Source organism: Hwanghaeella sp., from assembly GCF_965227365.1.
Classification (GTDB): Bacteria; Pseudomonadota; Alphaproteobacteria; order UBA8366; family Aestuariispiraceae; genus Hwanghaeella.
In genome coordinates this window covers 3,018,083-3,039,459 of the sequence record NZ_OZ245754.1, presented here as the reverse complement: position 1 = coordinate 3,039,459, position 21,377 = coordinate 3,018,083, and the positions used below count along the sequence as shown (strand labels likewise).

The 21,377-nt window shown below is 59.5% G+C and carries 21 protein-coding genes and 1 other RNA gene; 16 read left to right on the top strand and 6 right to left on the bottom strand.

Translation table 11 applies throughout. From position 1 onward, the window contains the following. Positions 1–201 precede the first annotated feature (201 nt). Entirely contained in the window at positions 202–885 is a 684-nt protein-coding gene (locus tag ACQK2G_RS13900) for a hypothetical protein (protein WP_425405636.1), read from the top strand. Between the two features lie 16 nt (positions 886–901). Here the strand turns inward: ACQK2G_RS13900 and ACQK2G_RS13895 are convergent, their stop codons facing one another. Beyond that, entirely contained in the window at positions 902–1,762 is an 861-nt protein-coding gene (locus ACQK2G_RS13895; protein ID WP_425405635.1) for a division plane positioning ATPase MipZ, read from the bottom strand. Between the two features lie 304 nt (positions 1,763–2,066). On the opposite strand from ACQK2G_RS13895, the gene ACQK2G_RS13890 reads away from it, so the two are divergent. From ACQK2G_RS13890 to ACQK2G_RS13830, 13 genes are all read left to right on the top strand, one after another. Then, on the top strand, positions 2,067–2,786 hold the full coding sequence (locus ACQK2G_RS13890; RefSeq protein WP_425405634.1) for a DUF3750 domain-containing protein: 720 nt from the start codon (positions 2,067–2,069) through the stop codon (positions 2,784–2,786). A gap of 173 nt (positions 2,787–2,959) precedes the next feature. Next, the gene (locus tag ACQK2G_RS13885) at positions 2,960–3,691 is read left to right on the top strand and encodes a TerB family tellurite resistance protein (protein WP_425405633.1); all 732 of its coding nucleotides are present in this window, start codon (positions 2,960–2,962) and stop codon (positions 3,689–3,691) included. After that, positions 3,688–4,572: a DMT family transporter gene (locus ACQK2G_RS13880; RefSeq protein ID WP_425407644.1), complete on the top strand. Its 885-nt coding sequence runs from the start codon at positions 3,688–3,690 to the stop codon at positions 4,570–4,572. Before ACQK2G_RS13885 ends, ACQK2G_RS13880 begins: the two co-directional genes overlap by 4 nt. A 4-nt stretch (positions 4,573–4,576) precedes the next feature. Next, complete coding sequence (locus ACQK2G_RS13875) at positions 4,577–5,269, top strand: N-acetylmuramoyl-L-alanine amidase (RefSeq protein WP_425405632.1); 693 nt, start codon at positions 4,577–4,579, stop codon at positions 5,267–5,269. Positions 5,270–5,278: 9 nt separating this feature from the next. Next, an RNA gene (rnpB, locus tag ACQK2G_RS13870) (RNase P RNA component class A) lies at positions 5,279–5,723 on the top strand. A 192-nt stretch (positions 5,724–5,915) separates the two neighbouring features. Continuing rightward, positions 5,916–6,791, top strand: a complete 876-nt coding sequence (galU, locus tag ACQK2G_RS13865) for a UTP--glucose-1-phosphate uridylyltransferase GalU (protein ID WP_425405631.1) — start codon at positions 5,916–5,918, stop codon at positions 6,789–6,791. A gap of 105 nt (positions 6,792–6,896) precedes the next feature. Then, entirely contained in the window at positions 6,897–8,213 is a 1,317-nt protein-coding gene (locus tag ACQK2G_RS13860; RefSeq protein ID WP_425405630.1) for a UDP-glucose dehydrogenase family protein, read from the top strand. 36 nt (positions 8,214–8,249) lie between these two features. Continuing rightward, positions 8,250–9,653 carry a phosphoglucomutase/phosphomannomutase PgmG gene (pgmG, locus tag ACQK2G_RS13855; RefSeq protein ID WP_425405629.1) on the top strand — a complete coding sequence of 468 codons (1,404 nt, stop codon included), beginning with the start codon at positions 8,250–8,252 and terminating at the stop codon, positions 9,651–9,653. A 163-nt stretch (positions 9,654–9,816) separates the two neighbouring features. Then, positions 9,817–10,767, top strand: coding sequence for a choline ABC transporter substrate-binding protein (locus tag ACQK2G_RS13850; RefSeq protein ID WP_425405628.1), 951 nt, complete (start codon positions 9,817–9,819; stop codon positions 10,765–10,767). Positions 10,768–10,853: 86 nt separating this feature from the next. Beyond that, a complete protein-coding gene (choW, locus tag ACQK2G_RS13845; protein WP_425405627.1) occupies positions 10,854–11,702 on the top strand; it encodes a choline ABC transporter permease subunit in 849 nt (282 codons plus the stop codon). An 18-nt stretch (positions 11,703–11,720) separates the two neighbouring features. After that, positions 11,721–12,935, top strand: coding sequence for a choline ABC transporter ATP-binding protein (gene choV / locus ACQK2G_RS13840; protein WP_425405626.1), 1,215 nt, complete (start codon positions 11,721–11,723; stop codon positions 12,933–12,935). Beyond that, positions 12,936–13,682: an HAD family hydrolase gene (locus ACQK2G_RS13835; RefSeq protein ID WP_425405625.1), complete on the top strand. Its 747-nt coding sequence runs from the start codon at positions 12,936–12,938 to the stop codon at positions 13,680–13,682. Positions 13,683–13,769: 87 nt separating this feature from the next. Continuing rightward, the gene (locus ACQK2G_RS13830; RefSeq protein ID WP_425405624.1) at positions 13,770–14,822 is read left to right on the top strand and encodes a DMT family transporter; all 1,053 of its coding nucleotides are present in this window, start codon (positions 13,770–13,772) and stop codon (positions 14,820–14,822) included. 22 nt (positions 14,823–14,844) lie between these two features. On the opposite strand, the gene ACQK2G_RS13825 is transcribed toward ACQK2G_RS13830, so the two are convergent. The 3 genes from ACQK2G_RS13825 to pdxH are packed head-to-tail and all read right to left on the bottom strand — an operon-like array spanning position 14,845 to position 17,269. Further along, positions 14,845–15,609 (bottom strand): SDR family NAD(P)-dependent oxidoreductase, encoded by a 765-nt coding sequence (locus tag ACQK2G_RS13825; RefSeq protein WP_425405623.1) that lies wholly within the window; start codon positions 15,607–15,609, stop codon positions 14,845–14,847. Positions 15,610–15,649: 40 nt separating this feature from the next. After that, positions 15,650–16,612, bottom strand: coding sequence for a cation diffusion facilitator family transporter (locus ACQK2G_RS13820; protein WP_425405622.1), 963 nt, complete (start codon positions 16,610–16,612; stop codon positions 15,650–15,652). 60 nt (positions 16,613–16,672) lie between these two features. Next, complete coding sequence (pdxH, locus tag ACQK2G_RS13815) at positions 16,673–17,269, bottom strand: pyridoxamine 5'-phosphate oxidase (RefSeq protein ID WP_425405621.1); 597 nt, start codon at positions 17,267–17,269, stop codon at positions 16,673–16,675. Positions 17,270–17,509: 240 nt separating this feature from the next. On the opposite strand from pdxH, the gene ACQK2G_RS13810 reads away from it, so the two are divergent. Continuing rightward, on the top strand, positions 17,510–17,983 hold the full coding sequence (locus ACQK2G_RS13810) for an RT0821/Lpp0805 family surface protein (protein WP_425405620.1): 474 nt from the start codon (positions 17,510–17,512) through the stop codon (positions 17,981–17,983). Positions 17,984–18,084: 101 nt separating this feature from the next. After that, positions 18,085–18,996 (top strand): DnaJ C-terminal domain-containing protein, encoded by a 912-nt coding sequence (locus ACQK2G_RS13805; RefSeq protein WP_425405619.1) that lies wholly within the window; start codon positions 18,085–18,087, stop codon positions 18,994–18,996. A 21-nt stretch (positions 18,997–19,017) separates the two neighbouring features. Here ACQK2G_RS13805 and ACQK2G_RS13800 read toward each other — a convergent pair whose 3' ends face one another. Further along, the gene (locus tag ACQK2G_RS13800) at positions 19,018–20,808 is read right to left on the bottom strand and encodes an acyl-CoA dehydrogenase (RefSeq protein WP_425405618.1); all 1,791 of its coding nucleotides are present in this window, start codon (positions 20,806–20,808) and stop codon (positions 19,018–19,020) included. Positions 20,809–20,988: 180 nt separating this feature from the next. Beyond that, positions 20,989–21,168: a hypothetical protein gene (locus ACQK2G_RS13795; RefSeq protein WP_425405617.1), complete on the bottom strand. Its 180-nt coding sequence runs from the start codon at positions 21,166–21,168 to the stop codon at positions 20,989–20,991. Positions 21,169–21,377: the final 209 nt, after the last annotated feature.

Sequence of the window (21,377 nt, the reverse complement as noted above, 5' to 3'; positions counted from 1 at the left end):
AATCCGGTTAGCGAGGGAGTGTCCGGATTCACATTCTGTAAATGAATTCGGATTAGAGTCAGCCTGGGGTATGCGGCGGCAAATCCATCCGACGACCTCATGCGGTTCGAACAAACAATTTCTGACAGGAGTTTCGGAATGCCTGCCGGTGCAAATTCGCACGTTTCGACGACACCCAAAAAAGAGTTTCGGATTGAAAAGTTGTTGAAAACCGGCGGCGCAGGTCGAAAAGGCATTGATGCCGCTTCGGGCGTCGAGGCATCCGCCGGATTGCTCCTGCAAAGGGTCGAAGCCCTGCACGAAAAAATCGACGGCCTTGCAGGAGCGGGTGGTGGATTGGTCGGCAGTGGCAATGAAGAAGATGTCGAAATTCGGATCGAAATTACGCGTCTGGTGAAGGAGATCGGCAAGACCAAGGCCGAACTGGCTTCCCTGCGTCATCCGATGGCCGATGAGGAAGAAGACAAGATCGTCACCGCGACGAACGAACTGGACGCCATCGTTGAAGCGACGGAAAGGGCGACTGACGAAATTCTTCGCTCAAGCGAGGAAATCAACCAGATCCTGGAGCGTCTGCGCGCCGACGGTGACATGGACGAAGAACACCGCGCCGCCTTCGACATGATTGAAGCCCGTACGATCGCCATTCTGGAAGCCTGCAATTTCCAGGACATCACCGGTCAACGGATCAACAAGGTCGTGAAGACCATGAAGTTCATTGAAGAACGCGTGAAGGCGATGATCGATATCTGGGGCGTTGACGCCTTTGCCCATCTGCCGCTGCCGGAAGTAGAGCATGTGGATGAGGACGCCGCCCTCTTGGCCGGTCCGCAACTGGAGGATCAAGGGCTGACGCAGGCCGATATCGACGCGATGTTCGATTGACGCGGCGGTTCTGTCTTTAGACTTTAACGTCCGTCAGGCCGATGGCGGTGAACAGGTCGCGCAATTCCTGCCGTGCGGCGACATGAGACATGCTCATCCGGGCACTGCCGGCGGTCTTCAAATCCAAGAGGGTCAGACCTTCCAGGAACATTTCCCGGAAGACGACGCGTTCTGAGAAACCGGCGGCTACCCGAAACCCTATTCTTCTCGAGAGTTCCTCGAGCGCCTGATCCATCGCCTGCCGGTTGCGCGAGTCGAGTTGGCTTAAGCGGTTCCTGATGACGATCCAGTCGAAAGTGCGGTTCGCGCCCAGGCGCCGCGCCCTGGACATCTTTTCCTGAAAGACCGCTTCGGCGTATTTGCTGGGCCGGCGGACGCGGTAGGTGTCCGGGTCCACGATGGCGAGCACGTCCAGATCCACGAAACTGTCATTGATCGGTGTGATAAGCGTATCCGCCTGCGCATGGCCGAGGCGGCTCAGATATGAATCCCGACCCGGTGTGTCGATGATGATGACGTCGCAGTCGCTCAATTCCTGAACCGTGCGGTGAAACGTGGTTGCCTCTTCCGCTTCGGCGTCAGCCTTGATGTTCTCCCGGCTTTCCAGAACCGCGTGATGCTCCGGCATCGCCAGGCTGATGCCGTGCTTGTCGGCGAAATCGCGCCTGTTCTCGATATAGCGGGTCAAAGTGCCCTGGCGGGAATCCAGGTCCATGCTACCGACGCGGACGCCGCTGGCCAGAAAGCCGGCGATAAGATGCATTGTTGTCGTCGATTTGCCGGTGCCGCCCTTCTCGTTGCCAATAACGAAAAAATGCGGACCTGCCGGCTTTGACGGGGCGGTCGGCAGGCTGTTAGGGGCGTCATCCGACGGCATGATAGTCTGACCTTCTCGTCTTCCGCACTGCGTGGCGGGGGCAAGCGTTCTCGCCAATATGCTCTAGTCCGATGCGGCATGATGATCAACTGTCGGCATGGGCTGTTCGCCGCGTCCGGCGTCGCATCCTGGAAAAACACTGTTCGCAGGACGAAATCGCACTAGATGGGATGGTTATGGCCATGAAATTGCCGCAATCTCTCTCCACAATGCAGGCATGATCAGAACATCCGCACGACATTTTTTTCGATGGTTCGGCAGGCTTTGCATCGCTTTGGTCATCCTATTGATGGGACCGGGAGCAATGTTCCTGACCGGTGACGTCGTCGGGAGCGATTGGCGAACCGCCAGCCGGGCGCCGGCAAATCTTGCGCCCGACCCGATTGAGAACAAACAAGCGATTGTGCAGGTCTACGCAGCGCGCGCCTTCAGTTGGCGGGGTGCTTTCGGCGTTCACACCTGGATCGCCGTGAAACCGACCGAAGCCTCGCAGTATACGGTCTATCACATCCTTGGCTGGCGGACGCGCTATTCCGGCAACGGTCTTGTCATCACGCACGACCGGCCGGACCGGCGCTGGTTCGGTGCGGAGCCTGAACTCCTCGTGCAGCTGGAGGGAGACGGGGTGGACGAGATCATCGGGCGGATCGATACGGCGGCGCGCCGTTACCCCTATGCGGGTGAGTACGGTCTTTGGCCCGGCCCGAATTCGAACACGTTCACCAGCTGGGTGGCGCGCCATGTGCCGGAACTGCGGTTGGATCTTCCGCCGACCGCAATCGGGAAGGACTATCTTGGTCATGACAGCTTCTTCGAACCTGCTGTCAGCGGGACGGGGTATCAGGCATCTCTGTTCGGCTTGGTCGGCCTGACCGTCGCGTTGGAGGAAGGGATGGAAATAAATCTCGCCGGACTGACTTTCGGCGTCGATCCAAATGACTTGAACCTGAAACTGCCGGGCATCGGGCGTGTCGGTCCGTCGCCGGACCCAATCCGCCGAATCGAAAGCCACGCAGGCAGTTAACCACCCCGAGAAGCAAACAGTTTCCCCGTCGCGGCTATTCAAGTGGTTGGAACCGGCGGCGTCACGGGGTATGAACGAATAACGATTTTCTGCTAGTCATGCATCTATCCAAGGCAGCCGTCGATTGATCGCATACGGCGTTGCCGAATGGCGGGGCATACGGTCTCTAAAATATGAGTATATGGGGTAAAATTCTGGGCGGAGCAGCCGGCTTCGCGGTTGGCGGGCCTTTGGGTGCGCTGATCGGGGCGGTCGGCGGCCATTTCGTGGACCGGCTGAAAACGGATGCGGAAGGCGGACGCGACAGTCAGAAGTCCGTCACGTTCACGATTGCCGTCATCGTGCTCGGCGCCAAAATGGCTAAGGCGGACGGGCATGTGACCCCGGACGAAGTCTCGGCATTCAAGGAAGTGTTTCGTGTTCCGCCCGACGAGATGAAGAACGTCTCACGGATCTTCAATCAGGCCCGTCGGGATTCTGCCGGATATGAACCCTATGCCCGGCAGGTCGCCGGCATGTTCAAGAACGATCGTGCCGTCCTGGAGGAATTGCTCTGGTGTCTCGCCTATATCGCCAAGGCGGACGGCCATATTCATCCAGGCGAACTTCAGTTCCTGCGCGGCGTATCGGAGATATTCGGTTTCGATCAGGCGACGGTCGAACGCGTAACAGCCATTGCCATGGGCGACGCGGAAACCGAAGATCCGTACAAGATTCTGGGCGTGGCGCGGTCCGCGACCGACGCCGAAATCAAGGCGGCTCATCGAAAGCTCGTCATCGAACACCATCCGGATAAACTGATCGCACAAGGTCTGCCGGAAGAATTCGTTGAAGTTGCGAACAAGAAGCTGGCGGCGATCAACGCTGCGTTTGACAAGATCAAACGGGAACGGGGGCTGACCTGAGCCCTCTGCATCTTCTCATCTCCGTCCTGATCATGATGGTCTGGGGCGGCAATTTCGCGGTTATGAAAACCGCTATCGAGTACGTGCCGCCGTTCAGTCTGCTGGCGTTGCGCTACGCTGTCGTTGCGCTGGTGCTCGTCCCCTTCATCAAGGTTCCGCGCGCGCATTTGAAGCAGATTTTCATTTACGGGTTCCTGATGGGCGGACTGCATTTCGGTTTCATCATGACCGGTCTGCGTTACGTCGATGCATCGACCGTCGCGCTTCTGACGCAAGTGGGTGTGCCGTTCTCAACAATTCTGGCAGCTGTCATCTTCAAGGATTATCCGGGCTGGCGGCGTTGGCTCGGCATTGGGCTCGCCTTTGTGGGCGCGGCGGTTATTGCCGGCGAACCGCGATTTGAAGGCGACATTCTTTGGATCGGCATGGTGATTTTCGCCGCGCTCGTCTGGGCGGTCGGGAATATCCAGGTCAAGGCGATGACCGGCGTTGACGGGTTGGCGCTGAACGGTTGGATGGCACTGTTTGCGTTTCCGATGCTGGCGGTCTGGTCTCTGTTGTTCGAGGAAGGCCAGGTTGATGCCTATCTGGCGGCGCCTGTCATTGGCGGGGCGGCGCTTTTCTATCAGTCGGCCCTGGTGACCCTGTTCGGCTATGGCTTCTGGTTCTGGCTGATGAAGAAGTACCAGATCAGTCTTTTGATGCCGTTCACCTTGCTTGGCCCGACTTTCGGGGTGGCCGCTGGCGTCATGTTCCTGGGCGAACCGATGACCTACAATATGATCGTCGGCGGCCTGATGACCCTGGCCGGTGTCGGCATCATCGTGCTGCGGCGTCCGACATTGTTGGCGGATACCAAGCGGTACAAGGCGGAGCCGTAGGCTTATGTCCGCTGCAGATTTGCCGATCCTTGAGCGACCGTCCCCGAATTTTGGAGAACGTAAGGGCGGCGGTACGATCGACATGTTGGTGCTGCATTACACCGACACGGAAAGCGCCGAGGACGCGCTGGAAATCCTCTGCGACCCCTCGAAAGAGGTCAGCGCGCACTATCTGATTGACGAGGATGGAACGGTCTATCGACTGGTGGCGGAAGAAAAACGCGCCTGGCATGCGGGTCTGTCCTACTGGCGCGGCCAACGGGATGTGAACTCACATTCCATCGGGATAGAGCTGCAAAACCCCGGTGAGCGATTCGGCTATCGTCCCTTTGCGGAACCGCAAATGGCGGCCTTGATCTCATTGTGTCGGGGAATACTGCAACGCTGGCAGATCCCATCCCGCAATGTCGTCGGGCATTCGGACATCGCCTGCGACCGTAAACATGATCCGGGCCATCTGTTCAATTGGCAGGGACTGGCGAGGGCCGGTATCGGATTTTGGCCGGACAAGTTCGACGCTAGACCGGAAGACTTGCCCGGCCTGTTGACGGAAATCGGTTATGATCCCGATTGCGCATGCGCCGTAGAGGCGTTTCAGCGGCACTACAGGCCGTCGCTGATTGACAATCGGCCGGATGCGGAGACGGCAGGATTGGCAGCCGGACTCTTGCGGCATTTGGCCCATCCGACTACATAACGCCCTGGGTCAGACGGTTGGATGGCTGCGGGCCGCGATTGGGAAACCATGCGGCCTGAGGAAAGTCCGGGCTCCACGAAAACACGGTGCCGGATAACCTCCGGCGGGGGAAACCCCAGGGAAAGTGCCACAGAAAGCAAACCGCCGAGCCTTTTCGGGTGCCTTCGGGCGCGCGGAGGTGGTTCGGTAAGGGTGAAAGGGTGCGGTAAGAGCGCACCGCCGCCGCGGCGACGGGGCGGGCATGGTAAACCCCACCGGGAGCAAGACCGAGTAGGGACGGCCGTACCATGATCCCTTCGGGGATGTGGAACAGGCGGGTTTTCGCGCTGTCGTCCGGGTGGGTTGCGTGAGGCGCATGGCGACATGCGCCCCAGATGAATGGCCATCTATCGTTCTGCGCGGGGAAATCCGCAACGAGCGGGGACAGAACCCGGCTTACAGACCGTCTGACCCTTTCAGCGACCCGAGGTCTCGACACCTTCCCAAGAACAACGGTGCCGACCGGGATATACACGCTTCTCTCATAAGAGTTTCGTGGCCGTTTCAGGGCATTCTTCTTGCCCTCGCTCGTTCGGCTGTGGCAGATAATTCCTGCCTTCAATCAATGGCCGGCACCGGCCGCAAATCTGTCCGGAGAGAAGTTCCCATGCCTTCATCCGTGAAAACGGCCGTTTTTCCGGTTGCCGGTTTTGGCACCCGCGTTCTTCCCGCAACAAAAGCGTTCCCGAAGGAAATGTTGCCGGTCGTAGACAAGCCTTTGATCCATTACGCGGTAGAGCAGGCAGTTGAGGCGGGTATCGAGAAACTCGTACTCGTGACCGGCCGCAACAAACAGGCGATGGAGGATTATTTCGACATCGCCTATGAACTTGACCGGACATTGGAAGAACGTGGCAAGGAAGATATCCGCAAGAGCGTTCGCGAATTCCTGCTTGAACCCGGCCGGATCATGTATGTACGCCAGATGGAGCCTTTGGGACTTGGGCATGCGGTCTGGTGTGCCCGTCATTTGGCGGCGGACGGTCCTTTCCTGGTGATGTCGCCCGACGACCTGATCATGAGTGACGTGCCGTCGGCCAAGCAGCTGATCGACGCCCACGCGGAGACAGGAGGCAACGTCGTCGCGGTAATGAATGTGCCCCGCGAGCACACGAACCGTTACGGCGTTCTGGATACGGACAATGCGGATGACAAATTGCCGGTGGTGAAGGGCATGGTTGAAAAACCGGATCCCGCCGATGCGCCGTCGACCTTGTCGATCATCGCGCATTACCTATTGATGCCGGAAGTGTTCGACGAATTGGCCCGCCATGAGCGTGGCGCCGGAAATGAAATTCAATTGACCGATGCCATGGCTCGGTTGATCGGCAAGCAGCCCTTCCACGGTTTGCGTTTCGAAGGAACGAGGTTCGATTGCGGAACGAAGGAAGGGTGGCTTGAAGCGAATATTGCCTTCGGATTGAAGCGGGCCGACCTCGGCGAAAAGGTCGCCGGCATCGTCAAGAAGTACGCGAAGGCCTGACAAGGGCAGGCGACCCGATTGCACGCTTCCGAACCATGTAAGTGCGATATGTAACCGATCCTTAGAGGACATCCCGGAAGCCGAGAGTTTGAGGAAAAGAAACCCATGCGACTAGCAATGATTGGGACCGGGTATGTCGGTCTTGTGAGCGGTGCTTGTTTTGCCGAGTTCGGCCACGATGTCGTTTGCGTGGATATTGATCCGGGCAAGATCGAGAAACTCAAAAAGGGTGAGATCCCGATTTACGAGCCGGGGCTCGATGAATTGGTCACGCGCAACCATGCGGCCGGACGGTTGAGTTTCACCCAGGACCTCTCGGCCGGAATTGAAGGCTGTGACTGCGTCTTCATCTGTGTGGGAACTCCGCCCCGGCCGGAAGACGGTCATGCCGACCTGAAATATGTCTATCAAGCCGCGAAGGACATTGCCGGCGCGATCAATCGCTACACGGTGATCGTGGACAAGTCGACGGTCCCGGTGGGGACAGCGCGCGAAGTCGACGCGATCGTCCGGGCGGAAAACCCGGCCGCCGAATGGGATGTCGTCTCGAATCCGGAATTTCTGCGTGAAGGCGCGGCGATCGAGGATTTCATGAAGCCGGACCGTGTGGTCATCGGTGCCGATTCCGAACGTGGGCGCGCGGTGATGCGGCAGCTGTACGCACCATTATCCGACAAGGGCGTGCCGATCTTGATGACGGGTCGGGAAACCGCCGAAATCATCAAATACGCGACCAACGCCTTCCTGGCGACCAAGGTCACTTTCATCAACGAGATGGCTGACCTGTGCGAGAAGGTCGGCGGTAATGTCCAGGATGTCGCGCGCGGGCTGGGCCTGGACGATCGGATCGGTCCGCGGTTCCTGCGGGCCGGACCGGGCTATGGTGGTTCGTGTTTCCCGAAGGATACGATGGCGCTGGTAAAGACCGCGGAGATGGTCGGCGCGCCGACGTGGATCGTTGATGCCGTGGTGAAGAAGAACGACGTCCGTAAGAGGCAGATGGCCCATCGCGTCGCGGAAATCTGCGGCGGCACCGTCAGCGGCAAGACCGTCGCGGTGCTGGGGCTGACCTTCAAGCCGGATACCGACGACATGCGCGAGAGCCCGGCGATCGACATTGTCGATGAACTGCAGGCCAATGGCGCGACGGTTCGCGCCTATGATCCCGAAGGCATGGAGCAGGCCAAGGCCGTCATCAACGGGGCGACGTTCTGTCCCAGTGCGATGGATGCCCTGACAGGCGCCGATGCGGCGGTTCTCGTGACCGAATGGGCGGAATTCGAGGAATTGGATTTCGAAGCGGTGAAGGCGGCGATGTCGGCGGCCAACCTTGTCGATTTGCGGAATGTATTCAGCCCCGCCAAAATGAAGGCGGCGGGTTTCAACTATGTCAGTATCGGCCGCCCGCCTGCGGTGAAATAACGGTCAAGACGGCACACGGCCGATCGGGGGTTACAAATGTCTGTTAAGGGTCATCGGTTCCATCCTTCCATATTGCGGGAATACGATATCCGCGGAACGGTCGGGCGCACCCTGACGACGTCCGATGCGCTGGCCCTTGGCCGGACACTCGGAACGATCTCGGTTGCTGCTGGCGGCCGGGTTGCCGTGGTCGGCTATGACGGCAGGCATTCCTCGCCGATGCTGGAGGAAGAACTTTGCCGCGGCCTGGCCTCCTGCGGGTTGTTCGTTCTGCGGATCGGTCTGTGCCCGACACCCATGGTCTATTTCGCCGCGCGCGTATTGAACGCGTCCGTCGGGGTCATGGTGACAGGGTCGCATAACCCGCCGGAATACAACGGCTTCAAGATGGTGCTGAACAATAAGCCGTTCTATGGCGACAACATCACCCGGCTTGGCGAGCAGGCGGTCCGCGGCGTCTGGGTCAGCGGTACCGGCGGTGTCGTCGACGTTGAGGCGTCCGACGCTTATGTCGCCCGCATGTTGAACGACTATACGAGCAAGAAGGGCCTGCGCGTCGCTTGGGATCCGGGTAACGGTTCGGCAGGCAATGTGCTGATCAAGATGCTCCGCCGCATGCCCGGCGACCACACGGTCATCAATGAAAAAGTGGATGGCTCGTTTCCCGCCCATCACCCGGATCCGACGGTCGAGAAGAATTTGGAGCAGTTGCGCGACATCGTCCTCTCTGAGAATTGCGATCTTGGCATCGCCTTCGACGGTGATGCCGACCGTATCGGGGTGATCGACGGCAAAGGGCGCGTGATCTGGGGCGACCAGTTACTGGCTATCCTGGCCCGTGACGTGTTGGCCACGACTCCCGGCGCCCCGATCATCGCGGATGTGAAGGCCAGCCAGGTCCTGTTCGATGAGATCGCTCGCCTGGGCGGCAAGCCGGAAATGAGCCCGACCGGTCATTCCATCATCAAGAGCAGAATGGCGAAAATCTCATCTCCGCTGGCTGGAGAGATGAGCGGTCACATCTTCATGGCGGACAAGTATTACGGTTATGACGATGCGCTCTATGTCGCCGTCCGGTTGGTTGATTATCTGGTGCGTTCCGGCGAGACGATCGCCGATATTCGCGACAGCCTGCCGGAAATGATCAATACGCCGGAAATCCGTATCGAAGTGCCGGACGAGGAGAAATTCGACATCGTCGAGCAGGTCAAGACACGGGTCAAATCCGCTGAATTGGACGTCAATGACATAGACGGTGTCCGGGTAAATGAAGGCGGCGGCTGGTGGTTGTTGCGTGCATCCAACACGCAGAATTGTCTGGTTGTCCGCTGCGAAGCAACCGACCAGGACGTTCTGGAAACGCTGAAATCCCGCGTGTGTGAGGAGCTGGAAAAGGCCGGCGTGGAGAATGTCGACCTGGAAAATTCCGTCGGCCACTAGTCTCTCGGTCACTAGTCTCTGGTAGGCAGATTTACGCCGTTTTTGTGCGATTGCCTTACTCTGTCCGGCTTCTTAGACTTATTGCCCTACCCGGCATGCGCATAAGCTCGGGTCAACGATAGATATTTTACGAACAGGCGGACCTAAGAGGGAGACTGATTCCATGATCAAATCCGTACTGCGCGCCAGTGTGATGGCAGCGGCACTCGTCATGTTGGCCGGCGGCGCTTCGGCAGCCGACCCGGAAAGCTGCAAGACGGTCCGGTTCTCGGATGTCGGCTGGACCGACATCACCGCGACGACCGCGGCGACGTCGGAAGTGCTGATCGCCTTGGGTTATGAGCCGGAAGCGAAGGTGCTTTCCGTGCCCGTGACCTATGCCAGCCTGAAGAATAAGGATATCGACGTTTTCCTCGGCAACTGGATGCCGACGATGGAGGGCGATATCGCCGCCTATCGCGACGAAGGGTCGGTCGAAATTCTGCCCACAGCAAACCTGGAAGGCGCGAAATATACGCTGGCCACGAATGCCAAGGGCGCGGCAGCAGGCATCAAGGATTTCGCCGATATCGCCAAACACGCGGACCTTCTCGACGGCAAGATCTATGGGATCGAACCGGGCAATGACGGCAACCGCCTGATCCAGGATATGATCGACAGCGATGCTTTCGGACTGAAGGGTTTCGAGGTCGTGGAAAGTTCGGAGCAGGGCATGCTTGCCCAGGTCGCGCGCGCCAAACGCCGGGACGAAGCCGTCGTGTTTCTAGCCTGGGAACCGCATCCGATGAACGCGAATTTCGACCTGACCTATCTGTCGGGCGGCGATGACGTCTTCGGGCCGAATTACGGCGGCGCCACGGTCTTCACCAATGTGCGCAAGGGTTACATGTCCGAATGCCCGAATGTCGGGGCGCTCTTGAGCAATCTGCAGTTCACGCTGGCCATGGAAAACGAAATCATGGGCGCGATCCTTGATGACGGCGAAGATCCGAACAAGGCGGCCAAGGCTTGGCTTTCCAAAAATGGCGATGTGGTCATGAATTGGGTCGACGGCGTGACGACCTTCGACGGCGGCGATGCATCGTCGGCGGTCAAATCCCATTTCGGACTTTGATCCGGTTATCATGACGGGGGCGCGCATGCGTCCCCGTTTTTCCTTCTGCCGGCTGTTCAAGCCCGGAAAGGCAAGGGGGCGGTCTGATGGATTGGCTCACCGACAATAAGATTCCCGTTGGCAAATGGATCGAAGCGGCGGTCGACTTCTTCTACGCCCATTTCGCCTGGTTCTTCGATGGTATCACCTTCGCCTTCGAATTCCTGATCGAAGGCACTGCGGACGTTCTCGGCTGGCTTCACCCCCTGGTTCTGATCGCGTTGATCGCGGGCTTGGCCTATCTGCTGCAACGGTCCTGGAAACTGCTTGTGTTCCTGGTTCCGTCTTTGCTCCTGATTGTCAATCTGGGCTATTGGGAAGACACAATCCTGACCATCTCCCTGGTGACCTGGGCGACGACGCTCAGCATGATCGTCGGCGTGCCGATCGGTATCGCGGCAGCGCATCGGCCGCGCTTCTGGCTGTTTCTGCGGCCGATCCTGGACATGATGCAAACCATCCCGACATTCGTGTATTTGATCCCAGCCTTGATTTTCTTTGGGCTCGGGGTGGTTGCGGGCATGGTTGCGACAATCATCTTCGCGCTGCCCGCGCCGATCCGGCTTACCTATCTGGGCATCAGTTCCGCGCCGAAACAGCTGTTGGAAGCCGCGGAAAGCTTCGGGGCGACCAAACGGCAACTCCTGTGGCTCGTCGAAATCCCGCATGCGATGCCGACCATCATGGCGGGCCTCACGCAATGCATCATGCTCTCGCTTTCCATGGTGGTTATCGCCGCCATGGTCGGCGCCGACGGATTGGGCATTCCGGTGCTGCGCGCGATCAACACGGTGAACGTGGCAAAAGGCTTCGAGGCGGGGTTGGCAATCGTCATTGTCGCGATCCTGATGGACCGTATCTGCAAGCGGCCCGGCGCCGGCCCCGGCGGGCAATAGGGACGGGGGATGGATGAAATGGCTACGCAGACCGCCGTCGAATTTCAGAATGTCGACATCGTCTTCTCGGAAACGGATGCCGACAGTCAGAGGGCGCTTTCCCTGCTCGATCAAGGGCATGGCCGCAGCCGGATCCTGGAGGAAACGGGCGCGGTCATTGGAGTGACCGGCGCGACGCTGGATGTAAAGGAAGGGGAGATCAGCGTGCTCATGGGCCTTTCCGGCTCCGGAAAGTCCACCCTGTTGCGCGCCGTGAACGGGCTGAACAAGGTCACCCGTGGCTCCATCCGCGTCCGGGACGGCGACGCGATGATCGAGATGGTGAATTGCTCGGATGTCGATCTTCGGCGGATGCGCATGCATCGCGTAGCGATGGTGTTTCAGCAGTTCGGCCTGCTGCCGTGGCGGACGGTGGAAGAGAATGTCGGCCTGGGGTTGGAACTGCGCGGTGTGCCAAAGGAAGAACGGCGCCGGACCGTCGAGGAAAAACTGAAACTGGTGCAACTGGACAAGTGGGCGGACAAATACGCCCATGAGCTGTCCGGCGGCATGCAGCAGCGGGTGGGCTTGGCCCGTGCCTTCGCGACCGACGCCGATCTGCTGTTGATGGACGAACCCTTCTCCGCCCTTGATCCTTTGATCCGAACGCATTTGCAGGACGAATTGCTCGATCTGCAGCAGCGGCTGAAAAAGACGATCATCTTTGTCAGTCATGACCTGGACGAAGCGCTGAAGATCGGTAATCGGATCGCCATCATGGAAGAAGGGCAGGTCGTTCAATATGGGGAGCCCGAGGAAATTGTGCTCAACCCGGCCAGCGAATATGTCGCCGAGTTCGTTGCCCATATGAACCCATTGGACGTCCTGCGGGGTGAATCCTTGATGACCCACGCCGATGCCCTGCGTCGTGAGGGGGATGACCTGCTGTTGGATTCGGCAGGGCGGTTCCGTTTGCGGCTCGATGCCGGCGGCGGCATCGTCGCCGCCCATGCCGACGGGGTTTCGGTACGGACGGTCGGACCGGACGAACCGGATACCGGGGATCCTGTCCTCATCGTTGCGCCGGCCGATTTGACCATGCGCCGCGCCATTGAGTTGCGCTATCGAACCGGCACGCCCGTCGCATTCGTCGAAAACGGCAAACTTGTCGGGATATGCGGTGATGAAGAAATCTATCGCGGCATCCTCAGGCAATCGAGCATGCAGCGGAACCAGCACTGCAAGGTTATGTGAGTGAGCGAATTTCCAAACGATATCGCCGGTATCCTGTTCGACAAGGACGGAACCCTGGTCGACTACGAGGCCACCTGGGGCGCCGCCAATTGGCGCGCCGCGTACTTTTTCGCGGATGGGCGTCAGGATGTCGCCGAAGCCCTGATGGAAGCCGGCGGCTGGGACCGCGCGACCGGAACGACGCTGCCGGGATCTCCCCTGGTCGTCGATACGATTGAGGAAATCGCAGAGATCTGGACCGCCGTTTTGCCGCCGCACAAACGGGATGTGGTGGTGATGAAGTCGCTCCTTCATGTCATGATGGCGACGGATCTCAGCGTCGAGCCATTGGCGGACCTGCATGCCTTGTTCGACGGGTTGCGCGGGAAGGGACTGCGCCTGGGCGTCGCGACGAATGATACGGAAGCGGGCGCGATGGCCACTCTTGAGCCGCTGGATGTGGTCGAGAAACTGGATTTCATCGCGGGCTATGACAGCGGACACGGGGCCAAGCCCGCACCGGGCATGGTGCTTGCCTTTGCGAACCATATCGACGTGTCGCCGGAACGGGTGATCATGGTGGGCGACAATGTGCACGACCTGCAATCGGGCCGCGCTGCCGGTTCGGCAACTGTCGGCGTCCTGACCGGCAATACCCCGCGCGAAGCGCTTGAGCCGCTGGCGGACCACATCCTGGGCGACGTAAGCGAATTGTTGTCGCTGCTGGGACCTTCCAAGGGATACTCGGTTTCAACAGGGGGGTGTTAATTTTGGCCCCCTGACTCATGAGATCCCGGTCATCATGCCACGCATTGAGGAGAGGCGGAGCGCGCTCTAGCGAAGCCCGGAGGCGGCGTGGCGGAATCCCGAACAGCGGAACTGACCGAAAGCAGCGACAGGCTTGGCCTCGGCATCGGGTCGATCCAAGCGGCCGTTCTGCTTTTCGTATTCGCCGACCTGATCATGAAGGATTTGCTGGGCGTCTTCCCGGTCTGGCAGCTTCAGTTCCTGCGCAGTTTTCTCGGCCTTATCCCATTCGCGCTGATCGCCTGGCTGTTCCTCGGCAACAATGCGTTCAAGGCGGCTCAACCCCGACTGCATCTGATCCGCGGGATATTGGGCTTCGTCGCCTATTCGACCTATTACGTGGCCCTGTCCTACATGCCGATCGCGCAGACCGCGGCATTGTTCTACACCAGCCCCATTCTCATCACGTTGTTCAGCGTGCCGATGCTGGGCGAGAAGCTGGGGATCCACCGCATCCTTGCGGTGGTGATCGGTTTTTGCGGCGTCCTGGTGATAATCAGGCCGGATGCGGCGGGGTTCAGTCCTTTCAGCCTGCTGCCGATCCTGTGCGCCGTCTGCTATGCGATCAGCATGATCATCATCCGTCGTGCCGCAGTGACGGAATCCGCCGTCACGGTGGCTTTTTACACCAACGTTTCCTTTGCCTCTTTCAGTCTGCTGGCTTCCGGCATCGGCTGGAGTTTCCTGCCTGAAGTGCCGCCGGACGGCCCGTTGAATGCCCTTTTGAAACCTTGGACATCGCCGCATGACAGCCAGTGGCTGATGCTCGCGGTGCTGGCGCTTTCAGGCGTCGGCGGACACCTCTTGATCGCCAAGGCCTACCGTTCAGCCCCGGCCAGTGTCATCGCGCCATTCGACTACACCTACCTGGTTTGGGCACCCATCCTGGGCTATTTCCTATTGGATGAAGTGCCTGCCGAAAGCACCTTGGCCGGGATCGGAATGATCATGGGCTCGGGTCTCTATATCGGGTATCGGGAAAGCAGGACACGCCGCGGAGGGAAAAGCCCGCCGACGGCGGAATCGGTCATCCTGCCCAATACCACGCCGCGCAGGCCGCCGGCTTCCCCGGCTGAGGAAATGCGTCAGGATATCGAATGAGCCGTGCCTTGGTGTATCCCGATCAGTACATGTGCTGACCGCCGGTGACGAATATCTCCGTCCCGGTCACATACGAGAAATCCGGGTTGCATAGCTGATAGACCGCCCCTGCGACCTCTGCCGGCGTGCCCATGCGCTGCATCGGAATGCGGGTTATCATCGGTTCGTATTCCGGGCCGATCATCTCCGTTTCGATTTCACCCGGTGCGACGGCATTCACGCGCACGCCCAGTTGGGCGAATTCCACGGCCATTTCCCGAGTGAGCGCCGAGAGCCCCGCCTTGGATGTCGAATAGGCGCTGCCGGCGAAGGGGTGGATTGCATGGCCGGCAATGGAAGTGATGTTGACGATGGCGCCGCCTGATCCCTTCGCCCCGCGGCCCAGTGCTTTCGCGAACCCTCGTGACAGTGATAGGGGCGTGAAAAAGTTCAGTTCGAATACCTGACGCCACAGGTCTATATCCCCATTCAAGACGCCGAGACGCTCCTTGAAGCTGGTTTTTGGCGAAACGGCCGCATTGTTCACAAGCGCGTTCAGCGGGTCGGACCCTAGCGCCGCATTGGCTTCCTCGATGAAGGCCGCGACGGATTTCTTATCCCCCAGATCGGTAGGGATGTGATGGGTCCAGTTCGGATCCGCTTTGCAGGCGTCCGGAATGGCGTCGCGCGAACAGGTGATGATCCGCCAGCCTTCATTTGAAAAGCGCCGGACGGTCGCATGTCCGATACCGCGGCTTGCGCCGGTCAGGATTACCGTTCTTGGGGGGGCGGCGGAGCCGTCTGTCATGCCAAAGCCTTGATCGTTTCGTGGTTCATGTTCTCGGTCTTCACGTGTCCCGCCCGGGAACATGGTCGGGCAGAGGGTCAGTGTCTTCGTGCCATTGCGGTGTGGTCGGGTCCTGGTGCGCGATGACTTCCGACCCCGGGAATTCCTCCATCACTTGCATTTCCACCGCTTCGGCGACCGCATGCGCGTGGTTTAAACTAAGCCTGCCGTTGAATTCCAGATGGATCTGGATGAAGCGATAGGGGCCGGCCCGGCGCGTTCGCAAATCATGCATGCTCAACACTTCCGGATAGGAGAGTGCGATTTCCTTGATCCGATCCCGCTCCTCTTGCGGCAGTTCCTTGTCCAGCAACATGTCCAAGGCCTCCGCCGCGACGGACCTGGCCGTCCAGAGGATATAGGCGGCTATCGCAAGGCCGAAAAGGGGGTCGATTTGGGGAAATCCCAGCAGATCCGTCAGGACCAAGGCGCTGATTACCCCAGCATTCGCCAGCAGATCGCCCTTGTAGTGCAATGAATCCGCTTTGATCGCCACGGAACCGGACTTGCGGATGACATATGCCTGAAATCCAACCAATCCCAGTGTCGCGACGATGGAAACAACCATGACCGCGATGCCCACTTCCGAAGCTTGAATGGGCTGGGGCTTGAACAGCCGTTCGCCCGCCTGAACTGTCAGCAATACGGCCGACCCGGCAATAAAGGCGGCTTGCGTCAGGGCAGCCAGCGGTTCCGCCTTGCCGAGTCCGAACCGATACTCCGTGGTCGCCGGTGCCGATGCCTTGCGGACGGCGACCAGGGTTACGATGGAGGCAAAGGCGTCGAGCAGTGAATCGACCAGACTGGCCAGGATCGCCACCGACCCCGTAACAGACCAAGCCCCGATTTTGCAGGCGATCAACAGCGCGGCGACCGCCACGGAAGCATAAGTCGCCTGTCGCGCAAGTCCTTGGGATTTGCCGTTGGAGAATGGGTTGATCTGTCTCGCCGCGTCGCTGTCCACGAAGACCTCTTGCGGTTGCCGGACTTGCCTTTTGGGAAAGGAAGACCGCTACATCAACGGTTACGGGAAAAGCTGTTCGACTGTCCAGGCTTGGCCGTCGTCGTCGCGGGTGAAGACATACCGGTCGTGCAGCCTGAACGCACCGTCTTTCCAGAATTCGATGCGTTGCGGAGAAATCCGGAAGCCGGACCAATGCGACGGTCGGGGCACCGTGCCCAGCCCGAATTTCGCCGTGAAGGTGGCAACCCGCTTTTCCAGAGCGAAACGTCCTTCCAAGGGACGCGACTGGTCGCTAGCCCAGGCGCCGATTTGGCTGCCGCGCGCCCGGCTGGCGAAGTATTCGTCCGCCTCTTCGTCCGTGACGGCACTGACCGGTCCTTCGATGCGGACTTGTCGACGCAGGCTCTTCCAGTGGAAAAGCATCGCGGCCTTGGGGTTTTCGGCCAGGTCGCGCCCTTTGTTGCTTTCTAAATTTGTATAGAAAACAAAGCCTTGCTCATCGTATCCTTTTAATAGAACCATCCGAACTGCGGGCTGGCCGCTTGCATCCGCGGTTGCCAGGGCAACGGCGTTGGGATCGTTCGGTTCCGACTCTTGGGCTTCCGCAAACCAGTCGGCAAAAACATCAAAAGGATTGCGGTCTTTAATATCCGCCATGGTATCGCCATATTTCTCTGTGATGATCTGTTCCTATCCCTAGATAGAGCATTATCCGCTATGGGAAAATGCGTATCTCCGGGAACGAGTTGAATTCATCGGGATCATCGGCACATCGATAATGCCGGTGCGTATGCCCGCGTCGGTTGGCGGGCCGGTTCAAGGATGGGCCGACACGAGCAGCGTCATATGGACCCGGATGGATTTCTTGTTTTTGTGCAACATGAAGGATGTCTCGTAATGAAAGCTAAACCCCTTATCGCCATTGCGATGGCTGCATCTCTCTTGACGGCCTGCCAGTCCACTGGTCCCAAGGAAACGATCGGCGGGCTCGGTGGCGCGGTTCTCGGTGGCTTGCTCGGCTCACAGGTCGGCGGCGGCAGGGGACAGTTGGTTGCCGTCGGTGTCGGCGCCGTTCTCGGCGGCCTTCTCGGCTCCAGCATTGGTAAGTCCCTCGACGATACCGACAAGCTCATGATGGAACGGACGACGCAGGCTTCCCTCGAGCACGTCCAATCCGGTCAGACCTCCACTTGGTCAAATCCCGATTCGGGACATTCCGGCACGGTGACGCCGGTTAAGACCTATGAAACCAGCAGCGGACAGTATTGCCGTGAGTATCAACAGACCGTGACGGTCGGCGGTGAACAGCAGGAAGCTTATGGAACTGCATGCCGTCAGCCGGATGGTAGCTGGAAGATCGTCTCGGGCTAGCCTACATTAGGGATTGAGAGGGCAGGTGGCGGTTTTTGCCGTCCCTGCCTCCCGGCCTGTTTGGCCGAACGGTCTTTACCCGAGATACGGTTTTAAAACGTATGAAGGATCCATATTCCGTCCTTGGCGTCCCGAAGGATGCGGACACTGCGCAGATCAAATCGGCGTACCGTAAGCTTGCCAAGGAACTGCACCCGGATGTGAATCCGGGCGATTCGATCGTGGAGCAGCGCTTCAAGGAAGTGACCGCTGCCTACAATCTCTTGTCCGACCCCGAGAAGAAGGCGCAGTACGATCGCGGCGAAATCGGCGCGGACGGCGCGCCGAACCGCGGCTTCGGTGGCCGTCAGCGGGCCGGGGCAGGCGGCGGGTTTGGCGGTTTCGGTGGGTTCGAGGCCGAGGATGTCGAAGATTTCTTCGGCGATATTTTTGGCCGCCAGCGTCAGCGACAGCGTAGCCGCACGGTCAAGATGCGCGGCAAGGACGTCAACTACACGATCAGCGTTTCGTTCGAAGAGGCCGCGCTGGGCGTTAAGCGGCGATTGAAGCTGTATGACGGGTCGCATGTGGACGTCGATATTCCGCCGGGTACGGCGGATGGGCAGAGCCTGCGTCTGCGCGGAAAGGGAATGCCGGGCATGGGCGGCGCCGAGGCAGGGGACGCCTTCGTCGAGATACAGGTTCAGCCGCACAAGCTGTTTGAGCGCGACGGCAATGACATTTTCCTGGAACTGCCCGTAACCATCACCGAGGCCCTGCTTGGCGCAAGGGTCAAGGTGCCGACGATCCACGGGCCCGTCACCCTTAAAATTCCGGCCGGGTCGAATACCGGAACCTCCCTCCGACTCAACGGCAAGGGGGTCGGCGGCCGCAAGGGCGGGCCGGGGGATCAATACGTCGAACTGAAGGTGATGCTGCCGGAAAAACCCGATGTGGATTTGAACGAATTCGTGCGTGAATGGTCTTCCAAGGGCAGTTACGACGTGCGCAGGAAGCTGGGCTTTCCCGAATAGGGAAAGGGGCCGAGGGGCGATCTAGAACGCCTCTTCCGGCGGGTATGCCTGGTCATCGTTCAGGGCCTCCAGCTGCTCAAAGGCAAGCAGCGCTTTCGGCAATTCCCATCTGAACACGTATGAGCAGGTTTGGATTTTTCCATTCCTGAAGTCCTCATCGGCATAAGGGCGGCTCATGTGTCGCGCAGCCTGCGCCTGTTTCAACCAAATCCATGCGAGAACGACGCCGCCGAACCCGTCCATATAGGCCTGGGCGGGTGCCAGGGCGTGTTCCGCTCCCAACTTGGCCTGCCGCTGCAGCAATGTTGCGGTGACGTCGCGAAGCCGCCGCCAGGCGCCTTCCAATGCCGCGGCTTCGTCCGGGAACGCACCGCGCGCCGCCGATACCGTTGCCGAGATTTCGTCGCCGAAGGCGGACAAGGCGGCTCCGCCTTTCATGCCGGCTTTCCGGCCCAGTAAGTCGATCGCCTGAATGGCGTTGGCGCCTTCATGGATTGGGTTAAGGCGGTTGTCGCGATAAATCTGCTCGACGGGAAAGTCGCGGGTATAGCCGTAACCGCCATGTATCTGGATCGCCGCTTCGTTCGCACGCAGCGCGGCGTCGGAGAACCAGGATTTCAGGACGGGTGTGATCAATTCCAGTTTCAGGTCTGCATCGGCGCGAGCCTCCTCGTGCGGTGACCACCGTCTTTCGTCCACCCAGCGCGCGCAGAGCAGGGCCAGGGCGAGCGTGCCTTCCGCTACAGCCTTTTGGGTAACCAGGAGGCGGCGGATATCCGCATGCCGGATTAATGGGACCTGAGGGGAGGCGGGGTCCTTTTCCCCCGGCGGCCGTCCCTGCTGGCGTTCCCGTGCATAGACAAGGCTTTCACGAAAACCGGCATAGGCCAGCATGCCTGCGCCCATGCCGACACCGATGCGGGCCTCGTTCATCATGTGGAACATGTAGGCCAGGCCTTTATTTTTCTCCCCCACCAATTCCCCGAAACAGGCGCCGCGGTCACCAAAACTCATCACCGTATTCACGGTGCCGCGGTACCCCATCTTGTGATTCAACCCGGCCAGCGTGACGTCATTGGCTTCGCCGGGCGTTCCGTCGTCGTTCAGCCGAAAGCGCGGGACAATAAACAAGGAAAGCCCCTTTACGCCCGGCGGTGCCCCCTCAATGCGGGCCAACAGCATGTGGACGATGTTCCGCCCCATTTCATGCTCGCCGCCGGACGTCCACATCTTGCCGCCCTTGATGGAATAGCCGCCGTCTTCCTGCAGGGTCGCGGTTGTCCGGATATCCGATAATGACGAGCCTGCATGCGGCTCAGACAGCGCCATCGTGCCGAAGAACTCGCCGCTGATCATAGGCCCGAGGTATCGGCGTTTCTGGTCGTCGGAACCATGCGCCTCGATCAGGTTTGCCGCGGCAATGGTCAGAAACGGATAGGCAACCGTTGCGATATTGGCGGCCTGGAAATAGGCGAAAGCCGCTTGGACAACAGTCCATGGCAGTTGCAAGCCGCCGAGTTCGGCATCGTGATGGGCTCCGGCAAAGCCTGCGTCATGAAAGGCCTTCACGCCTGCGGCGATCTCCGGCGGCAGCACGACGGCGCCGTCTTTCAGGACCGGCTCTTCCCGGTCGCTCTTGGCGTAATGGTTCAGGAATTTTTCAGTGGCGATGGCACGGGCGGTTTCTAGGATGGCGTCGTAGTCGGCGCGGTCCTGACCGGCGAAACGCGCGAAATGCGTCAAGCCGTCGATATCCACTATTTCATCGAGTTGGAAGGCGATGTCCGCCGGATCGACCAATCTGTCGTTCATGTGTTTTCCGCGCTCCGCCATCGTGATGATCGGCGCGGATCATGCCCGGCGCGGGATTTCGGAACAAGGCGCGGGAACCGGGTGGCAATCGGCCACGCAGGCCAATCGGTCCGATGGGGATGGCGCGTACATGAACCCTGTCCACGCGCGGCGAAGGGATGCAGCCGCATCCCAAAAAAATCAGTGGCTGGTGGCTTCCTCGGGCAGCAGATCCATCACCTGCTCAAGCGTACCTTCCCAGCCATGCTCGCAACAAACGGCGACGGCGGCGTCAAAACCCAACTCATTGATCAGGCTGATCGCCATTTCACGTTGGGACTCACTGCTGTCTTCCCGTTCCCGCAATTGCATCATCATCATTTCGGTTCTCCGTGCGGCCACATTCTCGTCGCTGCGTCCGCTTCAGGTTCCGGTATCCGCGGTTCGCGTGAACCGTCGAACACCTCTCCTCGAGAAACCTCACGCAACCGCTGTGCCAACCTCTTTATAATCGGCGAGGCGTTAACAAAGGGTTTCTCCTACCGTCTTCAGGATGGGGAATTTCAACACATATCGCTGTGTTGGTTGTC

Coding starts and splice junctions, on each gene's coding strand:
- ACQK2G_RS13895 (WP_425405635.1), bottom strand. CDS start 1,762: ATGCCGTCGGATGACGCCCCTAACAGCCTGCCGACCGCCCCGTCAAAG.
- ACQK2G_RS13890 (WP_425405634.1), top strand. CDS start 2,067: ATGTTCCTGACCGGTGACGTCGTCGGGAGCGATTGGCGAACCGCCAGC.
- ACQK2G_RS13885 (WP_425405633.1), top strand. CDS start 2,960: ATGAGTATATGGGGTAAAATTCTGGGCGGAGCAGCCGGCTTCGCGGTT.
- ACQK2G_RS13875 (WP_425405632.1), top strand. CDS start 4,577: ATGTCCGCTGCAGATTTGCCGATCCTTGAGCGACCGTCCCCGAATTTT.
- galU (WP_425405631.1), top strand. CDS start 5,916: ATGCCTTCATCCGTGAAAACGGCCGTTTTTCCGGTTGCCGGTTTTGGC.
- ACQK2G_RS13860 (WP_425405630.1), top strand. CDS start 6,897: ATGCGACTAGCAATGATTGGGACCGGGTATGTCGGTCTTGTGAGCGGT.
- pgmG (WP_425405629.1), top strand. CDS start 8,250: ATGTCTGTTAAGGGTCATCGGTTCCATCCTTCCATATTGCGGGAATAC.
- ACQK2G_RS13850 (WP_425405628.1), top strand. CDS start 9,817: ATGATCAAATCCGTACTGCGCGCCAGTGTGATGGCAGCGGCACTCGTC.
- choW (WP_425405627.1), top strand. CDS start 10,854: ATGGATTGGCTCACCGACAATAAGATTCCCGTTGGCAAATGGATCGAA.
- choV (WP_425405626.1), top strand. CDS start 11,721: ATGGCTACGCAGACCGCCGTCGAATTTCAGAATGTCGACATCGTCTTC.
- ACQK2G_RS13825 (WP_425405623.1), bottom strand. CDS start 15,609: ATGACAGACGGCTCCGCCGCCCCCCCAAGAACGGTAATCCTGACCGGC.
- pdxH (WP_425405621.1), bottom strand. CDS start 17,269: ATGGCGGATATTAAAGACCGCAATCCTTTTGATGTTTTTGCCGACTGG.
- ACQK2G_RS13810 (WP_425405620.1), top strand. CDS start 17,510: ATGAAAGCTAAACCCCTTATCGCCATTGCGATGGCTGCATCTCTCTTG.
- ACQK2G_RS13805 (WP_425405619.1), top strand. CDS start 18,085: ATGAAGGATCCATATTCCGTCCTTGGCGTCCCGAAGGATGCGGACACT.
- ACQK2G_RS13800 (WP_425405618.1), bottom strand. CDS start 20,808: ATGAACGACAGATTGGTCGATCCGGCGGACATCGCCTTCCAACTCGAT.
- ACQK2G_RS13795 (WP_425405617.1), bottom strand. CDS start 21,168: ATGATGATGATGCAATTGCGGGAACGGGAAGACAGCAGTGAGTCCCAA.